We start from the raw sequence: 4251 nt of genomic DNA on the forward strand, positions 1-4251 counted from the left end.
GGAAAACCCCCGATCAGGCCTATTTCAAACCGTTGATGCCTCAGGCGGCCGCTGCGTAACCAAGGCGGAAATCCACTTAGGAAACGCCCGGAACCTGTTCAGACAAACCGAGCCACCTCTGTACTGCACCGCACCGACGACCGGACGCTTGTTACTTCTTGCCTGCTATGCATTGCTTGACCCGAGCTGCAAACGAGCCGGTAACCGTCAGTTGATAAAGTAGTCACATCTGCGCCGCAATTCCGTGTGCTGGCCGTCCCAAGGAATCAGTGACGTTCGCATTGGTGAGCAGAGTGAGGAGTTTACCATGTCCGCTGTTTTCTGGAACCACAGCATCGGCACGATGCAAACCGATTATTCGTTTTCTTCGCCGGAGTTTCTTCTCAAGAGCGAGGAGAGCCACCCGCTTGGCACCTTCCAATGGGTCGTCGCCGAGACGGGGCGTTCCAACAGCGTCCTGATGCCCGGGGAGACCGTCGCCCTCGTCGCCGTGGACAGCCTCGGCTATTACTCGCAGGACAACGTCACCGAGGCGCGGTACTTAGGCGTGGTCGACATCACAGGCGACGGCTTCATCGACGGCTTGGTCCTCGAGTCCCGGTTTGACGAAGTGGTGCTGACCGATCTGCGGCCTTATCTCCACTTCACGCCGTTCTCTGATCACGTGACGATGAGCCGGCAGAGCTACACAATTGATTCCGGCTCAGTGACGCTTCCAGACGACCTGCTTGATACGCCAACCGCTCCGGGCGACGACGCTCGGCCGACGCGTAGCGACGACGTCCTGCTCGGCACCGCTGGACAGGATCGCATCGATGCTTTGGGTGGCGACGATCTGGTTGGTAGCGGTCGTTCTGACGACACGATCTGGGGCCGAGCCGGAGACGACACGCTGTCAGGCGATGCCGGAAACGACCGCCTCCTTGGCAACGGCGGGGCCGACTGGCTGTTCGGGGGCAGCGGATCGGACCTTATGAAGGACGGGGGTGGGGGCGACAGCCTACTGCTTGGCGGCGGCCGTGACACTGCGTTCGGCGGCGGCGGACGAGATTCGATCGAGGGCGGCGGCGGCGCGGACGAGCTACATGGAAATCGCGGTAGTGACGTGCTGACTGGCGGCAAGGGAGTGGACACCTTCGTCTTTGCGCGCGGTGACGGCTCGGACACGATCACCGACTTTGCGCCTGCGTTCGACATGATCGAAATCGGGCGAGGCGCAAGCCGGTTCAGCCAGCTCGAGATTGCCGACGAGAGAGGCGGCGCGGTCATCTCCTTTGCCAATGTCGAGATCCACGTGCGCGGCATTGGCGCGGACCGGCTCGACGATCCGGATCTGTTCAGCTTCTAAGGCCGATTAGTGCCTGCCGGATCTGATCGCAAATGGTCTAGCGGTTTTACGTTTCGTCCGCCCTGCAGCGCATCAGTTCGTAAAGAATTTGACATCCCGGTCGCGCGAGGACACTGTATGACAGTGTCTGTGTAAATCTTTTGAAGGTGTTCTAGAATGCCGACCGCCATGTTCTCTACCCGTCTTGACGAGGAGCTCAAAGCCGAACTCGAACGCATTGCGCGTGCCGAAGATCGCTCCGCTTCTTGGGTGGCCAACCAGGCCATTCGCGCCTTCGTGCAGGAGCGGCGCGCGGTGCGGGACCTTGTGGATGCGGGTCTGGAGATGGTTGAGCGCAACGCGGCCGGGGTGACGCCCGAGGCAGTGCACGAGTGGATGCTCGACGAGAACGAGCGGCCGTTTCCCATCGCGGGCTGACGGCTCGCGGACACCGTCATGTCGCAGGTTACGTTGCGCTATCTTGCGACCGCCGAGCCGGGACTGCGGTGGATGCGGACCTACCATCGCCGCAATCCCCAGCTTGACGTGATCCGTGCCGTTGACGCCCTTCGCCGTGCCGAAGCCGTGCTACGGGCCCACCCGAATGCCGGCCATCGCTACGAGGATTACGAGGCTGTGCGCGAGTTGAAGATCATGGGAACGGCCTTCTCGCTGCTCTACACGGTCGCACGCGACACGATCTGGGTAGTCGATGTGCGTGACCAGCGTGGATTGCGGAGCGCGGAAGCGTTGAGATCTTTCGTGGCGGAGTTGGGGGCCAAATCAGATGAATGACGAAGCCGCGCAGTTTGACGCCTTGTTTGCCTTCGCCAATAGTTGCTCCCACGAGCCAGTCTGTCCGGTTGTGAGGCATCATGGTCGTCGATTTCGGTGTTCTGTCGGTCGTTTTGAAGGACCAGGCGTTGGACGCGATCAAATGTAGCGACCTCCAGAGTGGGCAGACCAAGTCCAATTGCACCGTTTCCCAGATTTTGAGATCGAGCCATGAAACTATGAGCAGCATAAAAGGGCAGTGTTCTAACTGCGGATGGACGACAAAGCGTCATCTTAAGAATATGAAGCGACCTTGCCCGAAGTGCGGCGGGAATGTCTATGTTCATGAGGAAGATCGGCAGACGGCTATCATCATTGCCGTTCTGTCCATCGCCATCATGATAGGCTTTGGGGTGCTGATGATAGTGTTGGAACAGTAGAGTTCTGATATAACCGACATTGCACCGCGCATAGACGAGATGTGGGGAACCGATATGACCGCGGTGGCACCGGCGAAGGTCAGGCGGCCGTGTTCATCGCCGTCGACCACTGTTCGGCCGAATGTCAGGGCATCCACGCCAGCGCCGCCGCTACTCGGCACGAGGCGCTAGAGCCGATCCGACAGGACGTCCGCCGGAGGCCCTCCTGGAGTTTCAGCAGACCTACAACGAGACTAGCTGATCGAGCGGCCACCGCCGCCCGCAGCTACCAGGCAAGAGCAAACCATGAACAACCAACAAACTGCCTAAGCCCAATAAGCTGTCTCAAAACTGTAGACCGGTACACTCCCGGCAGTGATCACGGTCACCGGCGACAGGCCCGCGAGGTCCGCGTCCACGAGGCTGATCCGCGGATCGGAGAGCTGCCTCGGGTCGGTGAGGTCGAAGAATTACGCCATCATCGCGAGGCTGAGCGGGAGCGCCGCCTCGTTCGCCTCGTAGCTCTCGGTGTTGAAATTGCTCTGCGCAACCGGATAGACGGAGACGACGTGGTCGGGCTCGGTCAACTGCTGGTTCCGCGCCGCCATCGCCGTGGCCACGACCATGTTGCCCATGTTGCCGCCCACGCTCTCGCCGACGAGCGCCAAGCGGTCGGCATCGGCATTGTACTGCCCGCTGTTCTCGACGGCCCATTCGTAGCCCGCCAGTACGTCCTCGTGCGCGGCGGGGAATGGATGCTCCGGGGCGTGCCGGTATTCGAGCGAGATCACGACCGCATAGAGCTCGTCGCAGAGCGCGGCGGCCGAGGCAATTATACCCTATTTACGCTACACGCCTCAGCATCCGTCAGCTCTCTGGGACCTAGTGAAATCACGACAAGAATTGCGCCTCTCTCGGCACGTATCAACGACAACGAGTGAAAACCAATCGTCACAGATGGTCTCAATCGAAAGGCATTGACCTCGTCTGCCTTTGCACAAGCTTGATCAGTTCGTCGGGGCAGTCACCGCATCCGGGTCGCTCGTTTCGACCGCCGCGTCCTCTCCGCCCAAGGCGCCGAACAGCCAGAGCAGAAGCAGAAGTACGACGAGCGCCGCCAGCCCGATGCCGATCCACTTGCCGATCCCACCGGAGGATTTCTTTCCGGTGTCCTGGATTTTCGGATTCCGGAAATCCCCGGGATTGTTGGCCATGACATTCTCCAAATGGAATGCGAGCGGCGACCGAGACGGTGCCTTTGCATGGGCTTGCAACAAGCAGCAGCAAGATTTGTTCCTTTCCTGACAGCAAGTCTGAAGGGGTCCGTTAATAATGTTTAACGGCGGTCCCGGAACAATCAGGAGCGATGTGGATTGGAGCAACACGCTATCCAGACATTTGGCTTTGCTGATCAAACGGGGGAACCCACGACGTGAGTGACCCGACCCCGCCGCCTCGCGATGACGCGATCGAGACAATTCCGATCGCTCAGGAACGTCTCAAGGTTTCCAGGCAGGAGACCGAGCGCGTCGCCGCCACGATCCGGCTCCGCACCCGCGAGGAAGAGGTTCCCGTTCGCGAGACGCTGCGCCGCGAGCAGGTCGATGTCGAGCGCCTGCCCGTCGACCGCATCGTGGACGAGCCGCCGGCGATCCGCGAGGAGGGCGACGTCACCATCATCCCGATCGTCGAAGAGGTGATGGTGCGGCGTTACCGCATCGTCGAGGAACT

7 protein-coding genes and 1 pseudogene are annotated in these 4251 nt (G+C 60.5%); 6 read left to right on the forward strand and 2 right to left on the reverse strand.

What is annotated here, in order from left to right:
* Positions 1-307: 307 nt before the first annotated feature.
* The 5 genes and pseudogenes from Q1A87_RS22960 to Q1A87_RS22980 all read left to right on the forward strand — a co-directional run.
* Positions 308-1348, forward strand: a complete 1041-nt coding sequence (locus Q1A87_RS22960) for a calcium-binding protein (protein WP_299657029.1) — start codon at positions 308-310, stop codon at positions 1346-1348.
* A 156-nt stretch (positions 1349-1504) separates the two neighbouring features.
* The gene (locus Q1A87_RS22965) at positions 1505-1765 is read left to right on the forward strand and encodes a ribbon-helix-helix domain-containing protein (protein WP_299657032.1); all 261 of its coding nucleotides are present in this window, start codon (positions 1505-1507) and stop codon (positions 1763-1765) included.
* An 18-nt stretch (positions 1766-1783) separates the two neighbouring features.
* Positions 1784-2122, forward strand: coding sequence for a type II toxin-antitoxin system RelE/ParE family toxin (locus Q1A87_RS22970; protein ID WP_299657035.1), 339 nt, complete (start codon positions 1784-1786; stop codon positions 2120-2122).
* Positions 2123-2202: 80 nt separating this feature from the next.
* Positions 2203-2541, forward strand: a complete 339-nt coding sequence (locus tag Q1A87_RS22975; RefSeq protein ID WP_299657038.1) for a hypothetical protein — start codon at positions 2203-2205, stop codon at positions 2539-2541.
* Positions 2542-2571: 30 nt separating this feature from the next.
* Positions 2572-2738 (forward strand): annotated as a pseudogene (locus Q1A87_RS22980) (IS3 family transposase); the annotation flags it as partial.
* Between the two features lie 252 nt (positions 2739-2990).
* Here the strand turns inward: Q1A87_RS22980 and Q1A87_RS22985 are convergent.
* Together Q1A87_RS22985 and Q1A87_RS22990 are read right to left on the reverse strand one after the other, a co-directional pair.
* Complete coding sequence (locus tag Q1A87_RS22985) at positions 2991-3356, reverse strand: alpha/beta hydrolase fold domain-containing protein (RefSeq protein WP_363323061.1); 366 nt, start codon at positions 3354-3356, stop codon at positions 2991-2993.
* Between the two features lie 171 nt (positions 3357-3527).
* Complete coding sequence (locus Q1A87_RS22990) at positions 3528-3734, reverse strand: hypothetical protein (RefSeq protein ID WP_299657041.1); 207 nt, start codon at positions 3732-3734, stop codon at positions 3528-3530.
* 218 nt (positions 3735-3952) lie between these two features.
* On the opposite strand from Q1A87_RS22990, the gene Q1A87_RS22995 reads away from it, so the two are divergent.
* On the forward strand, positions 3953-4251 hold a 299-nt coding region (locus tag Q1A87_RS22995; RefSeq protein WP_299657044.1), incomplete at its 3' end, for a DUF2382 domain-containing protein.

The sequence above is a fragment of the uncultured Jannaschia sp. genome (genome assembly GCF_947494055.1).
Taxonomy (GTDB): Bacteria; Pseudomonadota; Alphaproteobacteria; order Rhodobacterales; family Rhodobacteraceae; genus Jannaschia.